This window comes from Neobacillus sp. CF12 (genome assembly GCF_030348765.1).
Lineage (GTDB): Bacteria > Bacillota > Bacilli > Bacillales > Cytobacillaceae > Neobacillus.
Genome location: NZ_JAUCEU010000007.1, coordinates 4,580,789 through 4,604,075, shown reverse-complemented (window position 1 = coordinate 4,604,075; position 23,287 = coordinate 4,580,789). Strand labels below are relative to the sequence as shown.

Here is a 23,287-nt window from a genome sequence, read left to right as displayed (position 1 = left end):
CTTATATAAAGAATACTTTTTTGCCAATAAAATGTACATCCGCATATTTTGGAATAAAATGCCATAACATCAGACATTTTTCGACAAATATCTATTCCACTTAATGGTAAAATAGTCTTGCTTTATCTAAACAATAAAACAGAATCTGATTTCTCATGGGAGTGTCTCGGATGGACTGGTTAGTAAGAAAAAATATCTTAATATACTATACATTTTTTCAGACTCTTGGTTATTATTTTTGGCTCTTTTTTTGGGACAAAGACACGGGGACCACAACATTCGTGGAGAATATACTTTTAATAGCCGCCTCCCTCACTACATCTATTATTCTATTTTCCGTGTATAGAAAACTTAAAACGAATGATAAATACGTATGGCTTCTACTATCACTGGGGAGTTTTTGTAACCTATTGGCGATTCTGGCAAATAGCTATTTTCTACATATAGAACTTCTGCCTACAGGATGGAATGATTTCTTCTATCTGCTACAAATTGCCTGTTATTTCTTCGCCTTTATTTACAAGATACGGCTCAATAGTGAAAACCTGCACCTGATAAAACTTACCTTTGATACCTCTATTATTATGACCGTGGCAATTACTTTTAGCTGGCAGTTTATCATTCGCGATATCTTTTCTCAAAGTAACTCTTTTATTGCGATCGGATATCCGATTGGAGATTTGCTTCTCTTTTTCGGTGCCATTATCTTCTACCTAGGTGCTGAAAACATTTTCCCTTACAGGGTATTCGTTTTCATTTTTTCAAGCTTATTCATTCAAGTTTTAGCAAATTCGTCATACCTATATTTAAGCCTAACAAATATTTCGTTTTCAGAAAATCTATTTCAACCGTTATGGCCGTTTGCTCTTTTATTAATGGGCATTGCAGGAACATTAACAATCGAAAAAGATACAAATGCAGATTCATCTGCACAATCTAAATATAAAATTGATTCTTTAAAGGATTCTATTTCCTTACGATTATTATTACCTTATATCAGCGTGATTCTTTTGTTTATGGTCATGATTTTTCAAAGTAAAGAGTCTAAAAGTTTCATTATCGGCTCAGCTGCAGCCATACTCCTTGTGATATTACGGCATGTCTTTACCTCTTTAGAAAATCAAACATTGTTATCGAAATATCATGCCCTGACAGAAGAATTGGAGCAGAAAATTGGGGAAAGAACGGCAGAACTTAGTTCCAAAAACCAACAGCTTCTCTCTGCCGTTCGAAAAATGAAACATATGGCCTACCATGATGTCCTAAGCGGACTGCCAAATAGACGAATGTTTTTAGAACGGCTGGTGACAGCCATGGAAGAGGCTAAACGCAATCATTATAAACTAGCGATCATCTTCATAGATTTAGATCGTTTTAAAAATATTAATGATACTCTGGGGCATGAATTTGGTGATTTACTGTTAAAGCATGTTACCAAACAAATGGCATTAAGCGTCCGGAAAATTGATACGATTTCTCGGCAAGGCGGCGATGAATTTACCATTTTATTAAATCGAATCCGTGCGGAAGAAGATGTAATCCCCCTAATCGAACGAATCCGGGCAATTGTAGCAAAACCTATTCTTATTTCTGGACAAGAACTGCATGTCTCAATGAGTATCGGTATAGCCTTTTATCCAACGGACGGAAAAAATACCGATGAGCTAATGAAGAATGCAGATATGGCCATGTACCGCGCCAAAGAAGAAGGAAGAGACAATTACAAATTCTATTCCATGGATATGAATAAAGCCATGTCAAGAAAAATGGCGCTAGAAAAAGGGCTCCGAAAGGCTTTGAAAAACGAAGAATTTGTTCTTGTTTATCAACCACAGGTACATTTACAGACGGGGGAAATTGTCGGAGTGGAAACGTTACTTCGTTGGAATACAATGGAAGCAGGAATGGTATCACCGAATCAATTTATTCCCGTTGCCGAAGAGTCGGGACTGATCATCCCTATTGGGGAGTGGGTCCTAAAACAGGCATGTCTGCAGGGGAAAGCTTGGCATGATTTAGGACATACCCATATAAAAGTTGCCGTAAACTTATCACCTGTTCAATTCCTTCACGATCATTTAGTGGAAATGGTAAACAAGGCTCTAAGAACAACTGGCTTTAATCCAAATTATTTAGAGTTAGAAATTACCGAAGGTGTTGCTTTCACCGACGCAGAAGCGGCGATTAAAAAAATGCAAAACATACGAAATTTAGGGGTAAGAATATCCCTAGATGATTTTGGTACAGGATATTCCTCATTCATGTATCTCAAGCGATTTCCAATTAATACGTTGAAAATTCCTAAACCATTTAATCAGGATATCATGTTAAACCAAAAAGACAGAGCCTTAGTGGAAACAATTATTTACTTAGGCCATAGCCTAGGATTATCGGTCATTGCAGAAGGAATCGAAAACGAAGAGCAGTTGACGATTCTAAAAGAACTACATTGCGATGTCATTCAAGGTGACCTGTATAGTAAACCAATAAGTGTTACGCAAGTAGGTGCCATAATTGAAAGTAACAGGTCTATCTTAACCTACTAAAGAAGGAACCATCCTCAACAGATGGTTCCTTTTCAATTTGTTATGTGCTTATGAATATTATGAGGCTTTATAGCCCTTTCCCATCATTTCATGTACATTATGGATGGTAACGTAGGCATTTTTATCAATGGTATTGATGATGCTTTTTAGCTGAACGATTTCTTGTTTATTAATGACGATGTAAAGTACATCTTTATTCTGACCGGAATAGCCGCCGCGCCCATCAAGAACCGTGATCCCTCTAGACATCTTACTAGTGATATTCTCTAAAACCATTTCCGGTGAATTAGATATAATTAAAACGGCTACTTTTTCATCTAATCCTTCCACAATGAAATCAATGGCCTTCGCACCAATAAATACAACCAAAAGGGTGTACATTGATTTTTCTAGACCAATGATAAAAACCGATCCCGCCACAACGATGATATCAAAAATTAGCATTCCTTTCCCAATGCTCCAGCCTAACAGTTGATTGGTGAGCCGTGCTAAGATGGTTGATCCTCCTGATGTACCGCCCGTTCGAAAGATCAATCCCAATCCAACGCCCACCAATAATCCAGCAAAGATCGCCGCCAGAAAGGTGTCCTCCGTTAGTTGCTTACCAACATCCTCTGTCAGATATAGGAAACCAGAGCTAGCAACAATGGAAATAATCGTGTAAACCATCGTTCGTTTGTCAAAAAATTTATACCCTATCATTAAGAGGGCAACGTTTAATACAAAATTCACAACCCCAGGCGACCAGTGGAACAAATAATGGGTAATGATTGTAATCCCCAAAATGCCGCCCTCTGAAAGAGTGTTGGGAATCGTAAAATAATTTACCCCGACTGCGAAAATAAGGGATCCTATTAAAATTAGTGCGATATCTTTCAATGATTTTTTCATATCACGACCACTTTCATATTTTTCTACCATAATAATATACCATTTTGATTGAGACTTGCAGGGAATTTTTATCATTAATTGTGATTCCTATCACCTCTTGCCTGCACTCTTCATACTAAAATAAAGATACGAGGTGATTGGGATGGATAAGAATTGGTCAATTTCACTTGAACATGAAGAGTATTCAATGGATATGGAGTTGGTTATCAAGGATGGTATCGAGGCAGTGGAAAAGACATGTAAGGGGTTCTATGTAAACCTTGTTACTCCTGCTTCTTTTGGGAATCCTGCTGACTATTTGGGAGAAGCATTAGTGGAGAATTTCGGAAGCGGGATCGAAATGAAATTTATCGACCAATGCGGTTGTGGAGGGTATGTGCTGCGAGTATGGAAAAACCACTAAACGACCTATCAATATTGACAAACTACCAAAACCGACAAGTGATCTTAAACTATTATCAGGACGAGGATTTACTTTACAAACGAGATGGCTTCTACTTTCATACCATCAAAGTAACAGAAATCGCCATTATCTTCACGAAAGAGGATGGTCCCGACTTTACAATAAATCGAAAAGACTATCCTCATGCTTACATAAACACAGACTTTCCAAACTACTTCATACTAAAAAACAACACAGATGTGCTACAAATATACTTTCCTTAAACAATGCGGTGACAGGCACCGCTCGTGGACACTGTCCACCTCAGGTGGACAGTGCCAACTTAGTCATTATTTTGTTCTTAACTTATTGCCTTTGACAATGTCCTCAGGGTGTTAAATAGGAAGCGGACGGTTTTGGTTAGGTGGCCTGATTTGTTGAAGTTTCCGATAATGTAGATGTCCATGCCTAGGTTGTATAGCATGAAGGAACCAATGGATCCCAGGTGTCCCCATACGTTGTATTTTTGGATAATGGGCAGCATACGAACTCTCATAAGACCGGATCCGTAATCAACTCCTATCCACATTTTCTGCCATTGCTTCATACTTTCTAAGGTATCCTTATGGACAACTGAACCAGCAGCTAGCGCTTTCATGAATTTTAATAAATCCTCTGAGGTGCTCACTGTTTGTCCGCCTGCATAAATACTGCTGAAGCTTCGGTAGTCTTCTACATTAATCTCTCTGTTCTTCAAGTTTAACTTCGCTACCGGATAAGGGTTTTGCTCTGCAGGCTCTGAGTATTGAGACAAATAGGTATGATTCATCCTTTGAGGTTGGAAAATCATTTCATGAAGGACTTGGTGGTAAGGTTTTGAAGTGACCTCTTCAATGACTAATCCTAATAGATTGAAACCCGTATTGGTGTAATGAACCTTCTCCCCTGGCTTAAACCGAGGGCTAATTTGCTGCTTAGTCCACTCAATCGTCTCTTTTGCTGACCAATACCGAGAGGGCTCATCCAGCATGATATCTAAAAATGGTTTGCCCAACTTTGGTTTTTCCTCGTAAAAGTCGCCTAATCCAGAAGTATTGCCGATTAAATGTTGAATCGTAATCTCACGTGAATAGTCTTTACCTTTATAAATATGTAAATCACTCATGAGGTCATCTTGGAGATATTTGTCTAGTCGATCTTCATAAAGTAGTTTACCTCCTTCCACTAGCTTTGCAATTATCATAGCAGTGAACGTTTTAGCAATACTTGCAGTATGATAAGGCTGCTCTGCATTTGCAGGCATATCATCACTTCCCCCATGAGCCAAACTCCAATGAATAGCATGTCGATCTGAATGGAAGAGTAAATAAGCATTAGGAATCTTAGCGTCACGATCCACCATCTCTTTTAACTTACGCTCTATCTCTAGCTTTGCCTCTTCTAATCTCATACCCTTCCCCCTTCCTATTAACACAGTCATTCAATTCGCTTTGCTCATTCATTTTTCCTTCATATGATGTATGTATATTCCTCTCCTATTAGTACACTCTAGTTTTATAGCGTGTTCAAAGGAGACTGTGTTGTGAATACATATGAAATTACAAATATGATTATTGATGATGATTTTGACAGTGAGGAATATGTGACTACAGAGTTTACCCACAATCAAATGAATTACAGCATTACGTTTAAAAAAGCTGATCTTGAAATCATGAATTCGTGGGTATTTATGGACGGTACATCCTTACCGGCAGATCTTTCAGATGATCTAATTGAATCCATTCGGGAAGACGTAAAAAAGAGGATTTAGCTCAGTGCTGATTGGGAATTCCAATCAGCATTTTTGCTGGATTTTTGGCCTAAGGCTGATATACTCTATTTAACGCTGATATCCGGACCATGCTATCAAAACTTGTATTAAAAATGATGATTTCTGCTGTAAATTGCATCATTTCCCCAAAATAACACCCAACGGAGGTAGTAAAACTGAAGAGATTCCTAAAAAGATTGTTCGTATTTTTGCTCTTATTATCTTTATTTATTTTTCTAAACAACAGTACCTTTTTTACAAAAGAACGCGAGGGTAAACCTTTGCTGCTTGCACATCGCGGGCTTGGACAAACCTTTAGCATGGATGGGATTCAGGGCGATACATGTACTGCTGAGGTGATTCATCCACCAGAACATCCCTATCTTGAAAACACCATCCCTTCCATGGAGGCGGCATTTGAAAACGGGGCGGATGTGGTAGAGTTCGATATTAAGCCGACAAAAGATGGTCAATTTGCTGTTTTTCATGACTGGACGCTTGAATGCCGAACGAACGCGGAAGGAACAACAAAAGAATATACCTTAGCAGAATTAAAGCAACTCGATATTGGCTATGGGTATACAGCCGATAATGGTAAAACCTATCCCTTTCGTGGAAAAGGCGTTGGTCTTATGCCCTCACTTGATGAAGTGTTAACCCATTTTCCAGATGAATCATTTTTAATTCATATTAAAAGTGATGATCCGGAAGAAGGAATTCAGCTTGCAGAAGTACTAAAAAAACTGCCAGAAAACCGTTTAAAGCAGTTGACCGTTTACGGTGGCGATCGGCCGATTGCTACAATAAAAGAAGAACTCCCTGAGTTGCGTGTCATGTCAAAGGCTACACTAAAAAGTTGTTTGCTTCCATATATTGCGGTCGGATGGGCAGGTTATATTCCTAAGGCATGCGAGAAGACTCAATTACATATACCCGAAAAAATCGCTCCATGGTTATGGGGATGGTCGGATAAGTTCTTAAAGCGAATGGATAGTGTGGACACTAGAGTGATTGTGGTTGCCGGTGATGGAGGATGGTCTGAAGGCTTTGATACGCAAGAGGATTTAACTAGACTGCCTGACAACTATAGCGGCGGAATTTGGACCAATCGTATTGACAAGATTGCTCCATTAATACAAAAAGAGTGAAGGCGCACACCTACACTCTTTTTTTCTATTTCAAAATCATTTGCTTCACTAATTCTTTATTTCGCTTTTTAAAGAGTTCATTATGGGAGGAAACCATTGCGACTTTAGCCGCATCAGGCTGAATGTACTGTTTCGCCTTGTTCACGGCATTTGCAGCATCCTGGAACGCACCAGCAATCAGATTGATTTTTCCATCATGCATAAGGATATCCCCTGCAGCATAAAGACCTTCTATCGAAGATTCACTTGTGGCATTCCCCGCTATATAGTAGTTATCTACTCGTTCAATGCTCAATTCACTATTTTCCAATAATGCTGCGTCCTGCTCATAGCCATGGCTAATGATTACTTCATCAACAGGTATATATCGAACATCTCCTGTTTCATGGTTTGTTAATTCAACTGTGTCAATTTCATCACGTTCATCATTGGCCATTAATTTGGTAATCGAGGTTTGAAAGAAACAGTCAACCGAACTGTTCAAAAGCTTTGACGCTTGTGCTTCCTGTCCATGTCCACCTAACCCATCTTTTCTGTAGGTTAAATAGACCTTTTTTGCAATCGGCTCTAATTCATTTGCCCAGTCTACCGCAGAATTTCCACCACCAGAAATGATAATGGTTTTATCTTTAAATTGTTTAAACGATTTAACTGTGTAGTGTAAATTTGACACTTCAAATCTCTCTGCACCTTCTATTTCTAACTTTTGCGGTTTCAAAATGCCGCTGCCAATTGCAACAATGACGGTTTTAGAAAAATGAAGTTCTCCGGATGAGCCTTTTAAAACAAAGATCCCTTCTTCATTTCGAGTAATCGATTCCACTTTTTCATTTAGTACGACTGTTGGGCTAAATGTTAAGGCTTGCTCAACCAGCTGTTCAATTAACTTCGCCCCTGTAATTGGAGTTAAACCACCTACATCCCAGATCATTTTTTCTGGGTAAACATGTATTTTACCGCCTAACTCCGGTTGGTATTCAATCACCTTTGTTTTCATTTCTCTTAACCCGCTATAAAAAGTGGAATAAAGTCCTGCTGGTCCTCCACCAATCACCGTAACATCAAACAATTCCTGTTGTTCCATCTCCGTTCACTCCCTAACCAATTGTAATTGATTATCATTATCAATAAGAGTAATAGATTTTCTTCCCTTTTACAATAGGTATTTTTTGAAAATTCAGTGGCATCTATATTTGACAACTTTTTGACAGACAAAATATGTACTACAAAGCTTGATAACATAAGGAATTCAGCTTCCCTCTAATTAACACTATCAAACATATAAAAAATTTTCACAAAATTGTAATTGACAATCATTATCACTCACCTATATAGTAAAGGCATAACGATACTGATAATCATTATCAATTAATTCTCAATTACTAAAGGAGGTTTACCATGGTTCGCCTTTCTACAGACGAATTAAGCATTGGTTACGGTGAACGCTTAATTGTCAAAAACCTAAGTATCGAAATTCCTGATAAGAAGATAACAACGATTATCGGACCAAATGGTTGTGGAAAATCGACCTTACTTAAAGCAATTACTCGGATCATCTCCCACCAATCTGGAAACATCCTTTTGGACGGAAAAGATATTTCAAAGGTAAACACGAAGATTCTTGCGAAACAAATGGCGATCCTGCCGCAAACTCCAGAAAGTGCAAGTGGATTGACGGTTGGAGAACTCGTATCTTATGGCCGGTTTCCCTATCAAAAGGGCTTTGGCCGTTTAACAAAAAAGGATTATGAAGTGATTGACTGGGCTCTTGATGTCACTGGAACGATAGACTTTAAGTTTCGTCCTGTCGACGCACTTTCAGGCGGACAGCGCCAGCGCGTTTGGATTGCAATGGCCCTAGCTCAAGAAACAGAGATTATTTTCCTAGATGAGCCAACCACCTACTTAGACATGGCCCACCAACTAGAAGTTTTGGAGCTGCTGCAAAAACTAAATCATGAACAAGAACGGACAATTGTTATGGTCCTTCATGATTTAAATCAAGCAGCCCGATTTGCGGATCATATCATCGCCTTAAAAGACGGTGAAATTGTAAAAGCGGGAAATTGTGATGAAGTCATTAGTCATAAAGTGCTAAAAAAAGTATTTAATATTGACGCTGTTATCGGACACGACCCACGAACAAAAAAACCAATGTGCGTAACGTACAATCTACTAAAAGGAGAAACAAAACATGAAAAAGCTACTACTACTGCCATTTTTACTGCTCGCAGCGTTAATTATTAGCGCTTGCGGTACCGATACTACAAAAGAAGAGGATACTACTGCAGCACCAGAGGACAAGAAATCTGGAACGATTACCTATCAATCTGAAAACGGACCGATTGAAGTTCCAGCTGATCCGCAACGAGTTATCTTACTTTCAGGCTTTACTGGTAATGTACTTGATTTAGGCGTAAATGTCGTCGGTGCTGATGTATGGTCAAAGACTAACCCGACATTTGAAAAAGAAATGAAAGATGTCACAGAAGTTTCCGATGAAGACTTAGAAAAAATTATCGAACTAGAACCAGATTTAATCATTGGTCTATCCAATATTAAAAACATAGATAAGTTAAGTGAAATTGCCCCTACTGTTACATATACTTGGGGGAAAGTTGATTATTTAACCCAGCACATAGAAATTGGTAAACTATTAAATAAAGAAAAAGAAGCCCAAGCTTGGGTGGACAACTTCAAAAAAGAAGCTGAAGCAGCTGGCGAAGAAATTCGTGCAAAAATTGGTGAGGACGCAACCGTTTCCGTTATGGAAAGTTACGGAAAAGACCTATATGTATTCGGCAGCAACTGGGCACGTGGAACAGAAATTCTCTATCAAGCGATGAATTTAAAAATGCCTGAAAAAGTAAAAGAAGTGGCAGAAAGCTCAGGCTACTTTGCATTATCTGCTGAAGTAATTCCTGAGTATGCTGGAGATTATGTCATTCTGAGCAAATACTCAGATGCTGATACATCTTTCCAAGAAACAGAAACGTACAAAAATATTCCAGCGGTTAAGAATAATCGCGTCTTTGAAATGAATGGTCAAGGTGCTTCTTTCAGTGACCCAGTTACACTCGAAAAACAACTTGAGTTCATTAAAAAATCATTCTTAGGTAATTAATATTAGAAGAGGGATTCTATTCCTAGAATTCCTCTTTCCCCTATTCTATGACAGAAAAGATGAGAGACTTATGATGATTGAAAAACAACGTTCGATTCCTTTTGGATATAAACTGCTGCTTGGCATACTTGTATTTGCCGCAATGTTTGTATTTTCCATGATTATGGGAGCAGCAGATATTTCTTTTAAAGATGTGTGGCAAGCACTTTTTACGAATGCGGAAGGCGAAAAAATTTCAATTATTCGTGAAATCCGTTTGCCCCGTGAGGTTGCAGCAATCGTAGTCGGTGCCGCCCTTGCTGTCGCAGGAGCAATTATGCAAGGCATTACTAGGAACCCGCTTGCAGATCCTGGTTTACTTGGTTTAACCGCGGGTGCAAATGCCGCACTCGCTCTCATCATCGCCTTTATCCCATCAGCCAACTATTTCAGCATTACGATTGCTTGCTTTATTGGTGCAGCTGTCGGAACAACGATGGTATTTGGCATTGGTGCAATGAAAAAAGGTGGCTTTTCCCCATTAAGGATTGTTTTAGCAGGAGCTGCTGTCTCTGCTTTCCTTTATGCGATTGCTGAAGGAATTGGAATCTATTTTAAGATTTCAAAAAATGTCTCGATGTGGACGGCAGGAGGAATGATTGGAACCACTTGGGGCCAGCTCCAGGTCATTATTCCCTTCATCATTACAGGTTTACTTGTCTCTCTTTTTCTATCAAGGCAACTCACCATTTTAAGCTTAAATGAAGAAGTCGCCGTTGGATTAGGTCAAAAAACAACTCAAATAAAGGTGATTCTCTTTATTGCGATTATTTTATTAGCTGGAGCTTCTGTTGCTCTTATTGGGAATATGGCTTTCATCGGCTTAATGGTTCCCCACGTTGCTCGGGCAATTGTGGGTACAGATTACCGTTTTATTCTCCCAATGTCTGCGATCTCCGGTGCTGCGTTTATGCTTTTTGCCGATACACTTGGCCGGACAATGAATGCACCATTTGAAACCCCAGTTGCTGCGATTGTGGCAATAATGGGGTTACCTTTCTTCCTTGTTATTGTACGCAAAGGAGGCAAAGCATTCTCATGATCCAAGCCTCGTTACTTAGAAAGCAACGTATCTCTTTATTTATCTTATTTGCATTAATCTTGGTTACAATCGTAGTTGGTCTGGGTTTGGGTTTTTCCTCTGTATCGTATAATAGGCTGATCCCCACCCTTCTCGGACAAGGAACGTTCAAAGAAGAATTTGTATTATTTTCGATTCGATTGCCACGAATCATCATTACCCTACTAGCTGGGATGGCACTTGCCTTGTCTGGTGCTATTTTACAAGGAATTACCCGTAATGATTTAGCCGATCCTGGTATTATTGGGATCAATTCAGGTGCAGGTGTTGCCGTTGCCGTATTCTTTTTATTTTTCCCGATTGAAGCCGGTTCCTTTATCTACATGCTGCCACTTGTAGCCTTCATCGGTGCATTGTTGACAGCAGCACTTATCTACCTATTTGCTTATAGCAAAACGGAGGGCCTTCAGCCCGTACGATTAGTATTAATTGGGGTCGGTTTTTCCCTGGCACTCTCAGGAGCAATGATTGTACTGATTTCATCTGCAGAACGGGCAAAAGTAGATTTTATTGCCAAATGGTTAGCGGGGAATATATGGGGTACGGATTGGCCATTTATATGGGCGCTGCTCCCATGGTTAATTGTTCTTCTTCCTTTCACCTTATACAAAGCCAACCGGTTAAATCTTCTTGGCTTAAGTGAACCCGTAGCCATTGGTGTCGGTGTTTCGATTGAAAAAGAACGTATTGTCTTACTGATTACAGCGGTTGCGCTGGCAGCATCTGCCGTTTCGGTTACAGGCGGTATTTCCTTTATTGGATTAATGGCACCGCATATGGCAAAGGCGTTAGTTGGACCGAGAAATCAATTATTTATCCCGATTGCAGTTCTCATTGGAGGTTGGCTCTTAATGTTTGCAGATACCATTGGACGTAATTTGATGGAATCCGCAGGAATTCCCGCTGGGATTATGGTAGCTCTTATTGGTGCACCGTATTTTATGTATTTATTATTAAAAAAATAGGCGCTTCCCTTAAAAAGGGAGCGCCTATTTTTATTTAAGATGTTCGTTAAGTATGTTCTCTTCTAAGACATCCATACTGCCATGCACTTTGGCAATATGTTTTTCTCCCCATGTGCAAAGTGAATTTAGAATCCCCTCTAAACTCTCACCATACTCACTTAATTCATACTCCACTTTCGGTGGAACTTGATTATAAACGATGCGGTTAATGACTCCATCTTCCTCTAATTCACGTAATTGCTGGGTTAACATTTTCTGTGTAATATCTGGCATTAGGCGTTTCAATTCACTCGTCCGTTTTTTGCCACGGGTTAAATGGCAGAGAATGACGCATTTCCACTTGCCTCCGATTACTTCCAAAGTTGCTTCTACCGATATATTGTATTTCTTTTGTTTCATACGTAATTTTCCTCCTCACTAATAGGTACTAATAAGTACCTATATTACCTAAAGGTATCTATATCACTTAAAAGTGCGTACTTCACTAATAATCCTCTATATCTCATAATAACATCTATCGGTTATGCTGCAACATGCAAATCGGTTAAACTACAAATTTTTAAGGAGGAGACAAAATGTCTTTCAAACATAAACAAAGCACTTTTGCATTGCTTGCATTAGCCATTAGTGCCTTTGCCATCGGCACCACTGAATTTATCAGTGTCGGTCTTTTACCGCTAATTGCCAATGATTTAGATATACCCGTTACAACTGCTGGTTTAACGGTTTCCTTATATGCACTCGGAGTTACCTTTGGTGCGCCCATTCTGACATCTCTTACTTCTAGTATGTCACGTAAATCTTTATTACTTTGGATCATGATTATTTTTATTATCGGGAATGGGCTGGCGGCAAGTGCAACCAGCATCGGTGTTCTCCTTGCTGCCCGCGTAATATCTGCTCTTTCACATGGTATTTTTATGTCAATTGGCTCAACCATCGCAGCTGATTTAGTACCAGAAAATCGCAGAGCCAGCGCCATATCGATTATGTTTACCGGACTAACTGTTGCTACGGTAACCGGTGTCCCATTTGGTACCTTTATTGGTCAGCACTATGGCTGGCGGATGGCCTTCATTCTTATCATTGTGGTCGGAGCCATTGCAATGATTGCAAATAGCATCCTAGTACCAGCGACTTTACGAAAAGGGACAAAAACAACTTTCCGTGACCAAATAAAATTAGTGACAAACGGCCGCTTATTACTGGTATTTATCATTACTGCCTTAGGGTATGGAGGAACGTTTGTGGTATTTACGTTTCTATCTCCCATCCTTCAAGAAATCACAGGCTTTAAGGAAGGAGCGGTGGCGGCAATTCTTCTTGGATACGGAATAGCAATCGCAATTGGGAACATGATTGGTGGAAAAGTAGCGAATAAAAATCCGATTAAGGCGCTATTTTATATGTTTATCGCTCAAGCCGTGGTCCTTTTTATCTTACTTTTTACAGCACCTTTTAAAATGGCAGGATTAGTCACGATATTTTTAATGGGGATGCTTGCTTTTATGAACGTACCTGGACTGCAAGTGTATGTGGTCATGCTGGCTGAGCGGTATGTGCCAACCGCAGTAGATGTAGCTTCTGCCCTGAATATTGCTGCCTTTAATGCAGGAATTGCAATGGGTTCGTTTTTAGGAGGCTTCATCACCGATTCTATTGGACTCATTCATACCACTTGGATAGGAGCTTCAATGGTTCTCAGTGCTGTAATCCTTACAGGCTTGAGTCGAAAACTTGAACAAAAGGAAAATATCATACTTGTTAAAGAAAGCACTGTATTTTAATAGGCTGTGTTAAAGCTAATTTTTAATTTGCACCCGGTTGATTGGAGCGGAAGGCACGAAGACTCCTGCGGGAGTACGGGGCTGGGGAGACCCCACAGGCGCTTATGCGCCGAGGAGGCTCCCCGGCACGCCCGCGGAAAGCGAAGTGCCGGGAGCGGAAATCAACCGGCCATTATTACACAGCCTTTTACTAAAACAATTTGGAGGATAAAAAAATGACAAACAACTTACAAGCAACAACTACATTATATAATGGGGTAAAAATGCCTTTGTTCGGACTGGGTGTATTTAAAGTCGAAGAAGGTCCTGAATTAGTGGATGCCGTTAAATTTGCGATTAAACATGGTTATCGCAGCATTGATACAGCAGCAATTTATGGAAATGAAGAAGGCGTTGGACAAGCAATTCGTGAAGCAATCACCGAATACGGTATTAAAAGAGAAGAATTATTTATAACCTCAAAGGTTTGGAATTCTGATTTAGGTTATGAATCAACGATAGCAGCATACGAAACGAGCCTAAATAAACTTGGACTAGATTACCTTGACCTCTACCTTATCCATTGGCCTGTAGAGGGTAAATATAAGGAGGCTTGGCAGGCATTAGAGACTCTTTATAAGGATGGAAAAGTAAAAGCAATTGGTGTAAGTAACTTCCAAGTCCACCATCTTGAAGACATAATGAAGGACGCAGAGATAAAACCAATGGTCAATCAAGTAGAATACCATCCACGGTTAACCCAAAAAAAAGTGCAAGCATTCTGTCATCAACATGGAATTCAATTTGAAGCATGGTCCCCTTTAATGCAGGGTCAATTATTTGATAATCCGGTACTAGAGAAAGTAGCAAGTAAATATAATAAAACAGTCGCTCAAGTCATTTTACGCTGGGATTTGCAAAATGGCGTCGTAACCATACCTAAATCAACAAAGGAACACAGAATAATAGAGAACTCCAACATATTTAATTTTGAACTGACGACAGAAGATATGGACCAAATAAGTAATCTAAATGAAAATCTTCGAATCGGTCCAGACCCTGACAATATTGATTTCTAGGGAAAAATATAAGGCGCCCCCTTACTAGTGGGAGCGCCCATTTTTTATATTTTTTTGACATACTCAGATTTTAAACTCATCGCGCCAAAACCATCGATTTTGCAGTCGATATTATGATCTCCATCAACCAAACGAATGTTTTTTACTTTGGTTCCTTGCTTTAGCGTTGAGGAACTGCCTTTTACTTTAAGGTCTTTAATGACAGTTACCGAATCACCATCGCTTAAAACATTTCCATTTGCGTCTTTAATCACTCTTTCTTCTTCTACTGCTGCAGCTTCTAAACTCCACTCATGACCGCACTCCGGGCAAATCAATAAACTTCCATCTTCATATGTATATTCCGAATGACACTTTGGGCAATTTGGCAAATTCGACAAATGAATTCCCCCGCTCTATTTAATTTCTTTTCCAAGTATATTAGATTTCATAAAAAGATTCCACCATGATTCAAAAGTGCCCAATCAAATTTTGGGCATCATGTATCTTTTCTAATAAGTTTAATCTCTTGACACCGAGATAAATCTATATTATATTTATCTCGAATTAAAAATGTTTTATATAATTATATTTTAATTCAAAATAACAAAGTCTGAAAAAACCTATATAGATTAAAAAATAACAACAAGGGGTGGACAGCATGGGTTTTTTAAACAAATTATTTGGTACAACATCAAAGGAGGAAGAAACAATGACAAACGCTAAATTAAAAATAGGTATTATTTTAGGAAGTACACGTCAAGGACGTGTTAGCCCACAAGTAGGAGAATGGGTAAAAGGAATTGCTGATCAACGCGGAGATGCAGACTATGAAATCGTCGATATCTCAGATTACAACCTGCCGTTCTTAGGCACTACTGATGGAACAGAACCAGGAATCGCTGATTGGAATCAAAAGCTTGCGAGTTTAGATGGATTTGTATTCGTTGTTCAAGAATATAACCACAGCATTACTGGTGCATTAAAAAATGCAATTGATTTCGCACGTGAAGCTTGGTACAACAAAGCAGCTGGTATCGTAAGCTATGGTTCAACTGGTGGAGCACGTGCTGCAGAACATTTACGTGGAATCCTTGGCGAAGTAAAAGTTGCCGATGTTCGTACACATCCAACATTGTCTTTATTCACAGACTTCGAAAACGGATCAGTATTCAAACCACAAGATTTACACCAAACAAACATGACAGCAATGCTTGACGAAGTTATCGCTTGGAGCGGTGCTTTAAAAACATTACGGTAATTTCATAAAATATATTATGCGCCACAGTCAATCAAGACTGTGGCGCATTTTGTGTTTTTTCCAATTTGTCCAAGCCTCCCTCTTCCATTTGCATACCTTATTTCTAGAGGATTATTACTATTAAGATCTAATTTTTGAAAGGAGAATGAAAAATTGCCAAAAGTTATCCATCTGAATCTAAGAGTCGATCCGACCCAATATATTCCACAGATTCGAGAAGTTCCTAGTTATGATTATATCCATTTGGTCAGGCAGCCTAAATATATGTTTAATCTGCAACTTCTCAATGAGAAGGTTCACTACCTAAGTGAAATCTTTTCCCCAAAAGAATATGTACAAAAAAATAAGGTTTCCCTCATACACGCACACCATGCTCAATTAGGATTATTACTACTTCCATTTAAGGAAGAAACCTCCCTCCCACTCGTAACGAGTATCAGGGGAAGAGATGCAACCCTTGCCAATCAACCTGTTGGTTATTTAGATGGCATGAAAATGCTTTTTGAACAAGGGGAGCTCTTTTTGCCGGTATGTCAGTATTTAGCTCATCGAATCAATCTATGGGGTTGTCCTGCCGAAAAAATCAGAGTTCTTTATGGAGGAGTAGACCTTAACCTCTTCCCCTATAAGGGACCAAATCTACAAGGCTCCCAGAACATTGTTTCGATTGGAAGGTTAGTAGAAAAGAAAGGTCACCATATTTTAATGCAGGCATTTGAAAAGATACAATCAAAATTCCCAAATGCTACCCTGACAATTATTGGCGGTGGTGAGCTGGAAGGATATATAAAATCTCTTGCATCACAGCTAAATTTAGGCTCCTCCTTCCGTCTCTTAAATCGTGTGCCTAAGAGTCAAATACCGGAATTAATGGGACAAGCAGACATTTTCTGTGCCCCAAGCATAACAGCCTCAAATGGGGATGTGGAAGGGATTCCGAATACGATAAAAGAAGCAATGGCAACCGGTATTCCAGTTCTCACAACGAACCATGCTGGTATACCGGAGATCATCACCAATAACCGAGATGGAGTATTAGTTAGGGAAAACGATGTCGATCATCTGGCACAAGCATTAGAGTTCATGTTATTGAACAGACACTTATGGGAAGGCTATACCCTTTCTGCACGTCAAAATGTAGAACAAAACTTTGACCAGAATAAGCAGCTTCTCTTGCAGGCCAAATATTATGATGAATTGTTAGGGGGATCATAATGGTAGATTTCAGTTTAATTAAAGTTACGAAGGGTTCAAAAACTCTAATCATCGATAACCCCACAAACTATCCTTTAATCGGAATGGGTGCTCAAGGAGCCGTCTTTAAATTATCAGAGGAACAATGTGTGAAAATCTACAGCAACACGCTTCAAGCCCAAATGGAATTAGAAGCATTAAAGGCTGGGCAGCACTTATCGTTTTTCCCGCGTTTATATGATTATGGTGAAAACTATATTGTCATGGAATACTTTAATGCTCCCACATTAAAGGAATACCTCAGGAATTGTACCAATATCCCGGAATCGATTACTATAAAACTTCTGTATATTTTAGGTGAAATGAAGAGTGCACGGTTCACGATGGTCGACGCTCCGTTACGGCATATTTTCGTCCTAGAAAATGAAGAACTGAAAGTAATCGACCATGTAAATGCCTTTAAGCGCATACACCCCGTACCGCTTAAATTATTGAGAGATTTAAACATGATGTTATTAAAAGAAGCCTTCCTATCTCAAGTAAGAAAATTAGAACCTAACACATATAAAACCTGGCAGCATTATTTTGATGAAAACAAAATCGATTATCGGAACATTCCTGTTTTTTCTGGCGGAGATGGTGAAGGAGTAAAAGTGGATAGCGCTATCTCGCAAACCTTAATTGGTGCAGGACATCAAGGTGCGGTCTTTCGGATCGCTGAAGACAAATGTGTAAAAATCTATGGCAAACCAGAACATTGTGAAATGGAAAAAACGATTCTCTTGGCACACCAAGACCTTTCCTTTATTCCACAAGTCCATGAAACAGGAGAAAATTACGTGGTAATGGAATATTTAGTCGGTCCTGACTTAAACACTTTCCTAAAAAAACAAACCTCACTGCCACCTGTCGTAACAAAACTCTTGTTAGAAATTTTAACCGCCCAAAAACGTGCAGGATTTAAACAAATCGACGCACCGTTACGGCATGTTTTTGTTACCAAAAAAGGGTTTAAAATGGTCGATCATGTGTATTCCTACTCGCGTCTGCAAGAAAGACCCCTTGAACTTTTTCAAAACCTTCATGAAAGAGGGTTCCTTACTGCTTTCCTTGAGCAGGTAAATCTTCTTGATCCTGCCACTCATGGAGAGTGGACCCAGACTTCAATTCCGCTCACGGAAGAAGAAGTACAAATGGAAATAAAAGACATACCTACTGTCCTCCCAATGATTAAAAATCGTAGCAGTAAAAAAGGACGGGAGCATAAAAAGGGATATGACCGTAATAAAGGCAGGGGTCATGATAAGGACCGTGACCACAAAAAAGGACATGGACGTAATGATGAACAAGGTAAAAAAAGGGAGCACGGCAGCAAAAGAGATAACAATGACAAAAAAGAGCACAATCGAAATAGAGAGAATGGAAAAATGAAAGGGAATGATCGTAAAAAAAGGTCGGATAAAAAATGAACATAGTAGTAACAGGTGCAGCAGGTTTTATTGGGTTCCATCTTTCTAAACGTTTGTTAGCTGAAAATTATCATGTAATCGGTGTGGACAACCTTAATGATTATTATGATGTTCGTTTAAAAAAGGATCGGCTAGAGTTCTTAGAGAGGAATAAGAATTTCAACTTTTATAAAGTTGATTTAGCGGACCAAGATTCAGTAAACGCAATTTTCGAGAACCATTCCATTTCAATTGTCATCAATTTAGCTGCTCAAGCAGGAGTCCGTTATAGTCTAACCCATCCACATTCCTATGTTCATTCTAATTTAGTAGGATTCGTAAATATTCTTGAGGCGTGCAGACATTATCAAGTGGAGCACTTAGTATACGCATCGTCGAGTTCGGTCTATGGTGCTAATACCAAAACCCCCTTCTCTACACAAGATTCTGTTGATCATCCAGTAAGTATCTATGCAGCGACGAAAAAAGCGAATGAATTAATGGCTCACACTTACAGCCATTTATTTAATATCCCTACCACCGGTCTTCGTTTCTTTACCGTGTATGGACCTTGGGGAAGACCCGATATGGCTTATTTTTCTTTTACCAAGGATATTATCGAAGGAAATACCATACAGGTATATAATAATGGCGATATGCTTAGAGACTTTACCTATATTGATGATATTGTCGAAGGAATCGTCAAATTACTTGATCATCCTCCAATACCTGATACCACCCGGTGCCTCGATCCAAGCACGAGTCATGCTCCTTACAAAATCTATAATATTGGCAACAATAGCCCTGTCAGATTAATGGATTTTATTAACACACTAGAAAAGCTAATTGACCACAAAGCCAAAATAGAGTTTCTCCCTATGCAGCCTGGGGACGTAAAAGAGACCTATGCCGATATTACTGATTTGCAGAAGGAAGCAGGTTTCTCTCCTGCTACTCCATTACAAATAGGGTTAGGGCATTTTGTAGAATGGTATATGAGATATCACCTAGAATGAAGAAAAAAGCCACACAGCACGAATGCTGTGTGGCTTCAAAAATTACGTTTACCTTATTCAGTTAAACCTTTTCTTCTTCTTTGAAGAACAAAGAATGTTACACCAAGTACGAAAGTAAGCAAACCAGCTAACATAATATTGTATGTATTGGTTGCTGTATCAGGAAGTGCACTACCACCGCCAGTTGAACCATTATCTGAACCGTTATCTGATCCATCATCTGATCCATCGTCTGATCCAGTTCCGCCGGCAGCTGGTGCTTTCACTGTAACGGTTCTTTCAACAGATGTTTTATTGCCAGCTTTATCAGAAACACTGTACGTTAATGTATAGTCACCAACAGTTTTTACATCCACTGTTCCTGTAACTTCTACTTGAGCTGTTACGTCTAAATCTACATCATCCACAGCTACATATCCAGGCTCTTCAAAAGTAGAGTTTTGTGTAATCACTAATGGATTATCGCCAGCTAATGTAATGACTGGAGCAGACATATCTACAGCGAATGCTTTAGAATACGAAGCTACAGTTGTTTCGCCAGCATTTACATTAACTTCTAGAGTATACTCACCTGAAGAAAGATCCTCAGGAAGTGTAAGATTTACAGCTAGTTCTTTTTCAGTACGATCTGAAGTATATGTTTGTACATCAGATACAACTACTTCGTTAGCTGCGTTAACTACATCAGTAGTTACCGTTACTTCTTCGCCAAATGTTTCATCATCACTTACAACAGTAAGATTTAATGAGTTATGGCCTTCATTACTAGAATAAGTGTCTAATAGACCGTTAACTTGAACATTAGCTTGGTGATTATCATGTGAAATTTTAATTTTACCAACACTCATGTCATCAGCTTGTTCTAATACACTAATCTCTAATCCATATTGTGGTACATTACGTCCAGAGTAAATCAATTCTGGGGTTGAATAATCATTATAATCAATAAATGTTGGAACAGCTGGTTGAGAATCAAGCTTCATTCCCACGCCAGGACCATAAAGATGAGAATAATCCAGGAACATATCATCTGTTGCATTCAATGAGAACGCAGCATCTTGAATTTGGTATCTTGTACCCCAAACAACGGAATCATCATCAGACCATCTAGCAACCTTTTGGTGTGCGTCAACTACTCCAAGGAATCCATCACCAGGGTGATCTCCAACCCAGTTATCGCCATATAAATTATCTACATACCAGATAACCATACCTGGATCATGTGAAAGAATGGAGTTCCCGCGTGTTGTTTGTTTTAAAGCCATGTCAGCTGCAGCCCAGTTTCTCCACTCAACTAAATAATAGTGTTCAGTTGATTTCTTACCATCTGTTTTTGTAAAACCATCAGAAGTGAACACAGATTCATCAGCTTCAACGTCATCTGCTGCCACAACTTCGCCATCAACCACTACTTGGATATCATCTACATAAAGACCTGCCATTGCTACGAAAGGATCTGTCCAATAGTTGATCTTCACATCAATTACTTGACCTGCATACGCTGATAAATCGAAGCTTGCAGCTTCCCAGCCATCTGAAGTTCCTGTGATACCATGTCCAGGGTTTTGTCCAAATGGATTTGTATCAGTGGTAATTGTACCTTGAATAGCTGTCCATTCTCCTGAAGCATCTTTTACCTGAACAGAAGCATAATCCCAATCTTCTTCAATTTCATAGAAAGCGTTAAATTTAAACTCAGCACTTGCAGCATCTGTTAAATCAACAGTAGTAGTCAGGCTGTTATCTAACTCATTACCGCTTCCACTGTGATATTCAAACTGACCGCTAGTTGGAGTGTTCACTACAGTATTTTTATTAGGTAATGAAATTCTTACAGCGTCAGCATTTGTACCTTTAACACTTGCTTGGTCTAAGTTTACAATTTTTTCGCCATTGATAATTTCATCTAACGTGTATTCTACGTTTTTGAACCAGTTAGATTCTGGCCATTTATTTTGGAGATATTCTTTGTCATACGGGCTGAATCCAGTAGGTTCAGTTCCGTTGATAAGTCCAGCCCAGCTTCCAGCCGACATTAAAGTCCAATATTCAGTTGGAGCTCCAACACTATCTGCTGTATAGGCAGTATCATATTCATCCGGTAAACCTAGGTCATGAGCATATTCATGAGCAAATACGCCTGTTGCGCCATCTTCAGGCTGGATCGTGTAAGCGTATGCACTTAGACTTCCATCCCAATATGGAACTTGAGCTTTTGATTCAGTATTAGGAATAATAAATGGGGCTTCCTCAAGAGCAGAACTATGCGACCAAATCGCATCAGCACCAACGACTGCTCCACCACCTGCTTCTTCACCTGTACCAGCGTGAACAACCATTAAGTGGTCAATAATACCATCTGGTTCACGGTAATTTCCGTCACCATCTAAATCCATAAGATCTTCGATATCAAACTTGCTTAAGTCGATAGTTGGATCTTGAGAAGCATGAACCAACGCTTCTTTTATTAATTCACGTGGTCGAATATCATTATCATCCGCTGCTGGATCATTTGCTCCATAGTAAGCAGCAGGATGTTCCGCTGTATACCAATCGGAAACTGCTCCATCAATGGAATAACTTCCACCTGATTGCTGTTCATAATATTCTTTCATAGAAATGAATTGTTCACCATTTCCACCTTCGTAAGTTTCATCGCCAAAAACCATATCTTCATAGTGTTCTTTCGTGTATTCATCATACAATAAAACAGGATCATCTTCCGCTGTAATATTACTATTCTTGTAGTCTGGGAAATCGATTAATAGCACAAGAACTTGGTCTGTTTGAACAGGTCCAGCCCATCCCTCTTCTACAATCGGTCCTACTTTTTTATCACTAGCCTTAACAGACTGATTCTTTTCATCCGGAGTGCCAGCTTCTTTCAATTCTAAACCTGCTGATTTTTGAATGTCACCACGTACAGCTTTTTGATTTTGCTGGTCTGCTGACAATTCTTCAGCTTTTTGAGCACGCTTTTGAAGATAAGCACTTAATTGCTTCTCTTGTTGTGCTCTAGAAGCATTCTTATTAATAATTCCTTGCTTAATCAATGAAGCAAGAACCTTTTCTCTATTTGCAATACCAACATCGAATGTACCACTAACGTGTTGGCTAAGATATGGTAGTGTTGTTTCCACTCCACTTTGTTTAGTAGCATAATTCTTTGCGCTAGCTGCTGGTGCATTTCCAAGCAACGGAGCAAAGGAACTAAATACTAAACTAGCAGATAATACAGATGTACCAAGAACCTTTTTCCAATCGACCATTTTTCTTCCTCCCCTGTATATGTATATACTACTTTCCTATCCTCCTTTTTTATTTGAATCCACTTATTCTGTTATACTATTCTGAAATTACAGTAGATTCTCTCAATAATAAAAAATATAACACAAAACTAGTAGATTGTAAGTACTTTTTACCCATTAATTTCTAAAAAAATGAAGATTAACAATACTTATTTCACTCAAAAAACTTCTATATTAAAATAAATATATTCTTCATAACCGTCCTATAAAGTTTTTCGGGCGATGTTTTGTAACAAATATTCTGTTAATC

Annotated in this window: 21 protein-coding genes; 15 read left to right on the top strand and 6 right to left on the bottom strand. The window is 39.0% G+C overall.

What is annotated here, in order from left to right; all coding sequences use genetic code 11:
- Positions 1 to 155: 155 nt before the first annotated feature.
- Positions 156 to 2,546 carry a DUF4084 domain-containing protein gene (locus QUG14_RS21835; protein ID WP_353961086.1) on the top strand — a complete coding sequence of 797 codons (2,391 nt, stop codon included), beginning with the start codon at positions 156 to 158 and terminating at the stop codon, positions 2,544 to 2,546.
- A gap of 57 nt (positions 2,547 to 2,603) precedes the next feature.
- On the opposite strand, the gene QUG14_RS21830 is transcribed toward QUG14_RS21835, so the two are convergent.
- Positions 2,604 to 3,437: a YitT family protein gene (locus tag QUG14_RS21830; RefSeq protein ID WP_289344207.1), complete on the bottom strand. Its 834-nt coding sequence runs from the start codon at positions 3,435 to 3,437 to the stop codon at positions 2,604 to 2,606.
- Between the two features lie 142 nt (positions 3,438 to 3,579).
- Between QUG14_RS21830 and QUG14_RS21825 the strand changes: the two genes are divergently transcribed.
- Complete coding sequence (locus QUG14_RS21825) at positions 3,580 to 3,840, top strand: CGCGG family putative rSAM-modified RiPP protein (protein WP_289342540.1); 261 nt, start codon at positions 3,580 to 3,582, stop codon at positions 3,838 to 3,840.
- The gene (locus QUG14_RS21820) at positions 3,825 to 4,103 is read left to right on the top strand and encodes a hypothetical protein (RefSeq protein WP_289342539.1); all 279 of its coding nucleotides are present in this window, start codon (positions 3,825 to 3,827) and stop codon (positions 4,101 to 4,103) included. Before QUG14_RS21825 ends, QUG14_RS21820 begins: the two co-directional genes overlap by 16 nt.
- A 77-nt stretch (positions 4,104 to 4,180) precedes the next feature.
- Here the strand turns inward: QUG14_RS21820 and QUG14_RS21815 are convergent, their stop codons facing one another.
- On the bottom strand, positions 4,181 to 5,269 hold the full coding sequence (locus tag QUG14_RS21815) for a serine hydrolase domain-containing protein (protein ID WP_289342538.1): 1,089 nt from the start codon (positions 5,267 to 5,269) through the stop codon (positions 4,181 to 4,183).
- A 132-nt stretch (positions 5,270 to 5,401) separates the two neighbouring features.
- Here QUG14_RS21815 and QUG14_RS21810 point away from each other — a divergent pair, with 132 nt between their 5' ends.
- On the top strand, positions 5,402 to 5,629 hold the full coding sequence (locus QUG14_RS21810) for a hypothetical protein (protein WP_289342537.1): 228 nt from the start codon (positions 5,402 to 5,404) through the stop codon (positions 5,627 to 5,629).
- Between the two features lie 176 nt (positions 5,630 to 5,805).
- Positions 5,806 to 6,777, top strand: a complete 972-nt coding sequence (locus QUG14_RS21805) for a glycerophosphodiester phosphodiesterase family protein (protein WP_289344206.1) — start codon at positions 5,806 to 5,808, stop codon at positions 6,775 to 6,777.
- Between the two features lie 25 nt (positions 6,778 to 6,802).
- Here the strand turns inward: QUG14_RS21805 and QUG14_RS21800 are convergent, their stop codons facing one another.
- Entirely contained in the window at positions 6,803 to 7,861 is a 1,059-nt protein-coding gene (locus QUG14_RS21800) for an NAD(P)/FAD-dependent oxidoreductase (protein WP_289342536.1), read from the bottom strand.
- A gap of 314 nt (positions 7,862 to 8,175) precedes the next feature.
- On the opposite strand from QUG14_RS21800, the gene QUG14_RS21795 reads away from it, so the two are divergent.
- The 4 genes from QUG14_RS21795 to QUG14_RS21780 all read left to right on the top strand — a co-directional run bounded on the left by QUG14_RS21795 (position 8,176) and on the right by QUG14_RS21780 (position 11,986).
- Positions 8,176 to 9,024, top strand: a complete 849-nt coding sequence (locus tag QUG14_RS21795; RefSeq protein ID WP_289342535.1) for an ABC transporter ATP-binding protein — start codon at positions 8,176 to 8,178, stop codon at positions 9,022 to 9,024.
- Complete coding sequence (locus QUG14_RS21790; RefSeq protein ID WP_289342534.1) at positions 8,972 to 9,901, top strand: iron-hydroxamate ABC transporter substrate-binding protein; 930 nt, start codon at positions 8,972 to 8,974, stop codon at positions 9,899 to 9,901. Before QUG14_RS21795 ends, QUG14_RS21790 begins: the two co-directional genes overlap by 53 nt.
- Positions 9,902 to 9,971: 70 nt before the next feature.
- Positions 9,972 to 10,982, top strand: coding sequence for a FecCD family ABC transporter permease (locus QUG14_RS21785; protein WP_289342533.1), 1,011 nt, complete (start codon positions 9,972 to 9,974; stop codon positions 10,980 to 10,982).
- On the top strand, positions 10,979 to 11,986 hold the full coding sequence (locus QUG14_RS21780) for a FecCD family ABC transporter permease (RefSeq protein WP_289342532.1): 1,008 nt from the start codon (positions 10,979 to 10,981) through the stop codon (positions 11,984 to 11,986). The genes QUG14_RS21785 and QUG14_RS21780 overlap by 4 nt, the downstream gene beginning before the upstream one ends.
- A gap of 30 nt (positions 11,987 to 12,016) precedes the next feature.
- Here the strand turns inward: QUG14_RS21780 and QUG14_RS21775 are convergent, their stop codons facing one another.
- Positions 12,017 to 12,385 carry a winged helix-turn-helix transcriptional regulator gene (locus QUG14_RS21775; RefSeq protein ID WP_289342531.1) on the bottom strand — a complete coding sequence of 123 codons (369 nt, stop codon included), beginning with the start codon at positions 12,383 to 12,385 and terminating at the stop codon, positions 12,017 to 12,019.
- A gap of 176 nt (positions 12,386 to 12,561) precedes the next feature.
- Between QUG14_RS21775 and QUG14_RS21770 the strand changes: the two genes are divergently transcribed.
- Together QUG14_RS21770 and QUG14_RS21765 are read left to right on the top strand one after the other, a co-directional pair.
- On the top strand, positions 12,562 to 13,773 hold the full coding sequence (locus QUG14_RS21770; protein ID WP_289342530.1) for an MFS transporter: 1,212 nt from the start codon (positions 12,562 to 12,564) through the stop codon (positions 13,771 to 13,773).
- A gap of 215 nt (positions 13,774 to 13,988) precedes the next feature.
- A complete protein-coding gene (locus tag QUG14_RS21765; RefSeq protein WP_289342528.1) occupies positions 13,989 to 14,831 on the top strand; it encodes an aldo/keto reductase in 843 nt (280 codons plus the stop codon).
- Between the two features lie 44 nt (positions 14,832 to 14,875).
- On the opposite strand, the gene QUG14_RS21760 is transcribed toward QUG14_RS21765, so the two are convergent.
- Positions 14,876 to 15,211 (bottom strand): zinc ribbon domain-containing protein YjdM, encoded by a 336-nt coding sequence (locus QUG14_RS21760; RefSeq protein ID WP_289342527.1) that lies wholly within the window; start codon positions 15,209 to 15,211, stop codon positions 14,876 to 14,878.
- Positions 15,212 to 15,471: 260 nt separating this feature from the next.
- On the opposite strand from QUG14_RS21760, the gene QUG14_RS21755 reads away from it, so the two are divergent.
- The 4 genes from QUG14_RS21755 to QUG14_RS21740 all read left to right on the top strand — a co-directional run bounded on the left by QUG14_RS21755 (position 15,472) and on the right by QUG14_RS21740 (position 19,729).
- On the top strand, positions 15,472 to 16,071 hold the full coding sequence (locus QUG14_RS21755) for an NADPH-dependent FMN reductase (protein ID WP_289342526.1): 600 nt from the start codon (positions 15,472 to 15,474) through the stop codon (positions 16,069 to 16,071).
- A 153-nt stretch (positions 16,072 to 16,224) separates the two neighbouring features.
- Positions 16,225 to 17,286: a glycosyltransferase gene (locus tag QUG14_RS21750; protein WP_289342525.1), complete on the top strand. Its 1,062-nt coding sequence runs from the start codon at positions 16,225 to 16,227 to the stop codon at positions 17,284 to 17,286.
- The gene (locus QUG14_RS21745; RefSeq protein ID WP_289342524.1) at positions 17,286 to 18,734 is read left to right on the top strand and encodes a hypothetical protein; all 1,449 of its coding nucleotides are present in this window, start codon (positions 17,286 to 17,288) and stop codon (positions 18,732 to 18,734) included. The genes QUG14_RS21750 and QUG14_RS21745 overlap by 1 nt, the downstream gene beginning before the upstream one ends.
- Positions 18,731 to 19,729: an NAD-dependent epimerase gene (locus QUG14_RS21740; RefSeq protein ID WP_289342523.1), complete on the top strand. Its 999-nt coding sequence runs from the start codon at positions 18,731 to 18,733 to the stop codon at positions 19,727 to 19,729. Before QUG14_RS21745 ends, QUG14_RS21740 begins: the two co-directional genes overlap by 4 nt.
- A 53-nt stretch (positions 19,730 to 19,782) precedes the next feature.
- On the opposite strand, the gene QUG14_RS21735 is transcribed toward QUG14_RS21740, so the two are convergent.
- Entirely contained in the window at positions 19,783 to 22,998 is a 3,216-nt protein-coding gene (locus QUG14_RS21735; RefSeq protein ID WP_289342522.1) for an immune inhibitor A domain-containing protein, read from the bottom strand.
- Between the last annotated feature and the right edge of the window lie 289 nt (positions 22,999 to 23,287).

What these genes read in the sequence shown, in the direction of transcription:
- QUG14_RS21835 (WP_353961086.1), top strand. Translation starts at nt 156, where the DNA reads ATGGGAGTGTCTCGGATGGACTGGTTAGTAAGAAAAAATATCTTAATA.
- QUG14_RS21830 (WP_289344207.1), bottom strand. Translation starts at nt 3,437, where the DNA reads ATGAAAAAATCATTGAAAGATATCGCACTAATTTTAATAGGATCCCTT.
- QUG14_RS21825 (WP_289342540.1), top strand. Translation starts at nt 3,580, where the DNA reads ATGGATAAGAATTGGTCAATTTCACTTGAACATGAAGAGTATTCAATG.
- QUG14_RS21820 (WP_289342539.1), top strand. Translation starts at nt 3,825, where the DNA reads ATGGAAAAACCACTAAACGACCTATCAATATTGACAAACTACCAAAAC.
- QUG14_RS21815 (WP_289342538.1), bottom strand. Translation starts at nt 5,269, where the DNA reads ATGAGATTAGAAGAGGCAAAGCTAGAGATAGAGCGTAAGTTAAAAGAG.
- QUG14_RS21800 (WP_289342536.1), bottom strand. Translation starts at nt 7,861, where the DNA reads ATGGAACAACAGGAATTGTTTGATGTTACGGTGATTGGTGGAGGACCA.
- QUG14_RS21795 (WP_289342535.1), top strand. Translation starts at nt 8,176, where the DNA reads ATGGTTCGCCTTTCTACAGACGAATTAAGCATTGGTTACGGTGAACGC.
- QUG14_RS21790 (WP_289342534.1), top strand. Translation starts at nt 8,972, where the DNA reads ATGAAAAAGCTACTACTACTGCCATTTTTACTGCTCGCAGCGTTAATT.
- QUG14_RS21785 (WP_289342533.1), top strand. Translation starts at nt 9,972, where the DNA reads ATGATGATTGAAAAACAACGTTCGATTCCTTTTGGATATAAACTGCTG.
- QUG14_RS21780 (WP_289342532.1), top strand. Translation starts at nt 10,979, where the DNA reads ATGATCCAAGCCTCGTTACTTAGAAAGCAACGTATCTCTTTATTTATC.
- QUG14_RS21775 (WP_289342531.1), bottom strand. Translation starts at nt 12,385, where the DNA reads ATGAAACAAAAGAAATACAATATATCGGTAGAAGCAACTTTGGAAGTA.
- QUG14_RS21770 (WP_289342530.1), top strand. Translation starts at nt 12,562, where the DNA reads ATGTCTTTCAAACATAAACAAAGCACTTTTGCATTGCTTGCATTAGCC.
- QUG14_RS21765 (WP_289342528.1), top strand. Translation starts at nt 13,989, where the DNA reads ATGACAAACAACTTACAAGCAACAACTACATTATATAATGGGGTAAAA.
- QUG14_RS21755 (WP_289342526.1), top strand. Translation starts at nt 15,472, where the DNA reads ATGGGTTTTTTAAACAAATTATTTGGTACAACATCAAAGGAGGAAGAA.
- QUG14_RS21745 (WP_289342524.1), top strand. Translation starts at nt 17,286, where the DNA reads ATGGTAGATTTCAGTTTAATTAAAGTTACGAAGGGTTCAAAAACTCTA.
- QUG14_RS21740 (WP_289342523.1), top strand. Translation starts at nt 18,731, where the DNA reads ATGAACATAGTAGTAACAGGTGCAGCAGGTTTTATTGGGTTCCATCTT.
- QUG14_RS21735 (WP_289342522.1), bottom strand. Translation starts at nt 22,998, where the DNA reads ATGGTCGATTGGAAAAAGGTTCTTGGTACATCTGTATTATCTGCTAGT.